The 4,588-nt window shown below is 47.6% G+C and carries 4 protein-coding genes; 3 read left to right on the top strand and 1 reads right to left on the bottom strand.

Annotated features, from left to right (window positions below; translation table 11 throughout):
- Nucleotides 1–156: 156 nt before the first annotated feature.
- Nucleotides 157–1,710 (top strand): aldehyde dehydrogenase family protein, encoded by a 1,554-nt coding sequence (locus tag WBV75_RS13815; protein WP_424121167.1) that lies wholly within the window; start codon nucleotides 157–159, stop codon nucleotides 1,708–1,710.
- Between the two features lie 411 nt (nucleotides 1,711–2,121).
- Here the strand turns inward: WBV75_RS13815 and WBV75_RS13820 are convergent, their stop codons facing one another.
- Nucleotides 2,122–2,847, bottom strand: a complete 726-nt coding sequence (locus tag WBV75_RS13820) for a metallophosphoesterase family protein (RefSeq protein WP_424121168.1) — start codon at nucleotides 2,845–2,847, stop codon at nucleotides 2,122–2,124.
- 260 nt (nucleotides 2,848–3,107) lie between these two features.
- Here WBV75_RS13820 and WBV75_RS13825 point away from each other — a divergent pair, with 260 nt between their 5' ends.
- Nucleotides 3,108–3,602 (top strand): hypothetical protein, encoded by a 495-nt coding sequence (locus WBV75_RS13825; RefSeq protein WP_424121169.1) that lies wholly within the window; start codon nucleotides 3,108–3,110, stop codon nucleotides 3,600–3,602.
- Nucleotides 3,603–3,671: 69 nt separating this feature from the next.
- Nucleotides 3,672–4,588 (top strand): carbohydrate kinase family protein (locus WBV75_RS13830; RefSeq protein ID WP_424121170.1); only part of this gene is annotated, 917 nt, incomplete at its 3' end.

Genomic DNA, 4,588 nt, shown 5'->3' on the forward strand with positions numbered 1-4,588 from the left:
GCTCCTGACACAAATATAAGCGGACAATAACCTGCCCCGGACTTCGTCGGAAGTATTTCGAATCCTCAAAAAAGTTTTACAATGCTCCTGCGGCTACCCCCAAGAGATTTTGTAATTTTGCAGCAATTTCACAATACATTTTAAACACACCGAATTATGGCAGAAGTGGCACTTGATTTTGGAATGGACCAGGCTTTAAAAACCCTTGGAATTGAAGACTTGAACCCGGGAACATCCACTGGGAAATCCCAGTTCGCAAATGGGGAAATCCTCGAATCGTACTCTCCGGCGGACAACACCCTGATTGGTAAAGTGCAATCCACAACTAAGGAAGATTACGAAAAGGTCATGACCACCGCCACTGAAGCCTTCAAAATATGGCGTACTGTCACAGCCCCGAAACGAGGAGAAATCGTTCGGCAATTCGGAGAGCGACTTCGGGAACTCAAAGAACCCCTGGGCAAACTGGTTTCCTATGAAATGGGAAAATCCTATCAGGAGGGACTGGGCGAAGTGCAGGAGATGATCGATATCTGTGATTTTGCAGTAGGGCTCTCACGGCAGCTGCACGGGTTGACCATGCACTCTGAGCGCCCTGAGCATCGCATGTACGAGCAATACCATCCACTGGGGGTTGTCGGGATAATTTCTGCATTTAATTTCCCGGTTGCCGTTTGGAGTTGGAATACGGCCCTTGCTTGGGTATGCGGGGATGTCTGCGTTTGGAAACCCTCTGAAAAAGCCCCTTTATGCGGTGTCGCCTGTCAGAAAATCGCTGCAGAAGTTTTTCATGCCAACGGAATGCCGGAAGGAATTTCGTGCCTTATCAATGGGGATTACAGGGTCGGGGAATTCATGTCCCACGATACCCGAATCCCACTTGTTTCTGCCACAGGATCTATCCGAATGGGTAAAATAGTGGCTCAGGCCGTTGCTGCACGCCTTGGGAAAAGCCTTTTGGAACTCGGGGGAAACAACGCCATTATTGTGACGCCGGAAGCCGATATCAAAATGACGATTATCGGGGCGGTCTTCGGGGCTGTAGGGACTTGTGGCCAACGCTGTACCTCTACAAGAAGGCTCATAATTCACGAATCCATTTACGATCAGGTGCGGGATGCCCTGGTAGCAGCGTACAAACAGTTGAAAATTGGCAACCCCCTGGATGAAAACAACCATGTAGGGCCCCTGATCGACAAGGACGCCGTAGAGATGTATTCCAAAGCCCTGGAGAAAGTGGTCGCTGAAGGAGGGAATCTCCTCGTGCCCGGAGGGGTTCTGGAAGGTGAGGGCTACGAGAGTGGTTGCTATGTAAAACCAGCTATAGCCGAGGCTGAAAATCACTTTGAGATTGTACAGGATGAAACTTTTGCACCCATACTATATCTTCTAAAGTACACGGGAGAAGTCCAAAATGCCATTGCCCAGCAAAATGGAGTGAAGCAAGGACTCTCCTCAGCCATTATGACCAATAGCCTCCGGGAGGCAGAGACGTTTTTGTCTGCTGCCGGAAGCGATTGTGGAATCGCCAATGTGAACATCGGGACATCAGGAGCTGAAATAGGTGGGGCCTTCGGAGGCGAAAAAGAAACCGGGGGCGGACGTGAGTCGGGTTCAGATGCCTGGAAAATCTATATGCGCAGGCAGACCAATACGATCAATTACAGTACAGGCCTTCCACTTGCACAGGGTATTAAATTCGACCTGTAACAAGATCGTTTCCAAAGGGGCAATGTAAAGTCCTGGTTTTTTCGAAGGTGAAGTCATTTCCAAGACGACTTCTGAAACCGACCGACCACAACATAAAAAATCCGTTCTGACTGCTTAGAGGGTCAAAACGGATTTTTAAAAACTAACCAAACTAATCCAAAATAAAATCCCCTTTGATGGAAAGCCCTCTGTAGTAGGAGTACGAATCTTTTCAGCTAAAAAGAAATATTGGGCCTCTCAAAGCGGTTTTACGGCAAATTCCTAATTTTTTCAAAGACCTCATAACGGATTTGTATAAGCGGCATACATCCTTGTATGACTGGCGAAAATGAGAGATTGCCCTGAACTCATTTTGCAGTAAGTCCCCTGGTTTTATACGAAGTTCTGTGGAAGGTTGCTTGGGAAGAAAACTCAGTTCCTCCCGACCTCTCCGGGATAGAGCTGGTACACCGGCTCCGACTGCCAGAACTTTTTGGTTTGTACTTCCAGGGCAGATAGTGGACCCCTATGAGCCGCCCCGGTATCTATATTCCAAACATTTCCAGCCTTGTGTGGTGTTGTAATCCCAATTTTTGTAAGGGCGGTATGTCCTATAAAAATCTCTCTATACTGCTTCAGTCGGGTGGGATAGAATCTATCCTCTTTTGAAAGTCCGGGATCCAAAGACAGCGCCATTTCCCACAACGTTCGATCCCAGTAAAAGTTTTTGGGAAAGTATTCGTGCACGACCCCTTTGGGATTCGTGAATCCCGCGTGGACATACAAACGGTTGTCCTGGTCCCGATGGTAATCTTCCAGCGATTCCAGAAAACGTATATGCTGCTTTCGCGTAGCGGTTCCCACGCCTTTATAGGATTGTTGGGTCATAAGCCCGCCAGCCTGCAGCCAGAGGGGGTTTTCTGCTCCCAAGGTTAACCATTGGAGACATAGCTGATCGTGGTTTCCCCGAAGGAACAGGCATCTTTGCCCCTTCTTCAGTTCGATTAAAAAATCCAGGGTTTCCGCCGCATCACTCCAGCCATCTACATAATCACCGAGAAATACCAAAAGGTCTTCCGGGGCAGGATTCGTTTTTTCCAACACTTCTTTCAAAGCGCGCAAGCCTCCATGGATGTCCCCAAAAACCAGTGTTCTCATTTTCTTTGTGATAACCTGCATCTAAAACGTAGTACTCCCATCAAGTACTTTGTCCGAAAGGTACGACGGCTCGTCGATTTGCAAAAAACACCAGGGAGATTTATCCTGCTTTTTTTGGCTTAAAACCGTTTTCTGACTACTTTTCATAAACGGTAATTGACGTAATCTCTTGTTTCCTGATTCACATCGAGGCAAACCATTCAAACCATCAGTTTTTGCAAATAGGGATAGTGCCCCATACCGGTCTTAAACAGCCCTTTATGAAGTGTTTTGTTTTATTTTTCTTACTCCTGATTTCTCAGGGATTCTGCCTTCAGGCCCAGGAAGACATCCAGGACTATCCCGGGGACAACGAACTTAAAATCAATGCGGCGTATTTACTGGGGGGGTTTGGTGAAATTACCTATGAGCGTATCCTGGGAGACGATTCCGCATTTGGAATAGCCCTGGGGTTTGCCCTGGATAATTCCATTGATTATCGCTTTGGAACCATCCCGTATTACCGATTGTATTTTGGCAATAAGCGCGCTTCAGGTTTTTTCGTGGAAGGCAATGCCGGCTTTTTTTCAGAGCGTACCTTTGAGTCAGATACAAAATTCGGCGCGGGATTGGGTTTGGCCGTTGGGAGTAAGTTTATCACAAAGAGAAATTGGATTGCCGAGGTGTTTTTCGGGCTTGGCAGAAATTTTAGCAGCGGAGACGGCCAAAGTGACGTCTATCCGCGTGTTGGTATTCTCATAGGCAAGCGATACTAGGCAGTCGTTTTATTGTAAAAAAGGAATTCTGCAGGGGGGACTTCGGGGCACATCCAAAGAAAAAATACTATGAAGAAAATCTTTTGCATAGGGGAACTGCTTATCGACTTTGTAGCAGAAAATCAGGGAAGCGACCTCAGGAAAGCTTCTGTTTTTACAAAAAAAGCAGGGGGAGCACCGGCCAATGTAGCTTGTGCTATTTCTAAACTAGGGGGAAGCAGCACTTTTATTGGCTGTATTGGAGATGACCCCTTTGGAAATTTCCTGGAACAGATTCTTATCGAGAGTTCGGTAGATACCCGGCACCTTCAGAAAACAGATACCTTCACTACCCTGGCCTTTGTTTCCATTGCTGAAAATGGGGAGCGGGATTTTGTCTTTAGCCGGGGGGCCGATCGGGAACTGAAGTACCTCCCAAAAATCAAATCTGAATTCAAAGGGAATATGTTGCATCTCGGCGCTGCTACAGCCCTGCTTGGCGGCCCTTTGGAATCTGCATACGGACATTACTTCTTCGACGGCCTGACCGAACGCGCCTTTATCAGTTTTGACCCGAATTTCAGGCAGGATTTATGGAAGCGCAGGGAAGGGGGATTTATCAAAAAATGTATTCCATTTATCGAAAAATCGCATCTGTGTAAATTTTCACTTGAAGAGGCTCAGCTTCTCAGCGGGAAAGAAGACCTTACCGAAGCGTGTACAGTCCTACACAACCTGGGCACGGAAACCATTGTGATAACACTGGGCAGGGAAGGAACCTATCTCAGCACAGGCACCCGCCATGGGATCATCCCGAGTATTGCCGTTGATGCGGTGGACACTACGGGGGCCGGTGATGCGTTTATCGGCTGTCTGCTCTATCTGCTTTCCGCATTGGAAGATCCTTCAGAAGTCATGGGCAATTTTGAATTTCTAATGGAAATGGTCCGCAAAGCAAATGCTGCAGGCGCCCTGACGACTACCCAATTCGGGGCGATACCCGCCTT

Origin of the sequence: Robiginitalea sp., assembly GCF_049588695.1 — a bacterium.
Classification (GTDB): domain Bacteria; phylum Bacteroidota; class Bacteroidia; order Flavobacteriales; family Flavobacteriaceae; genus Robiginitalea.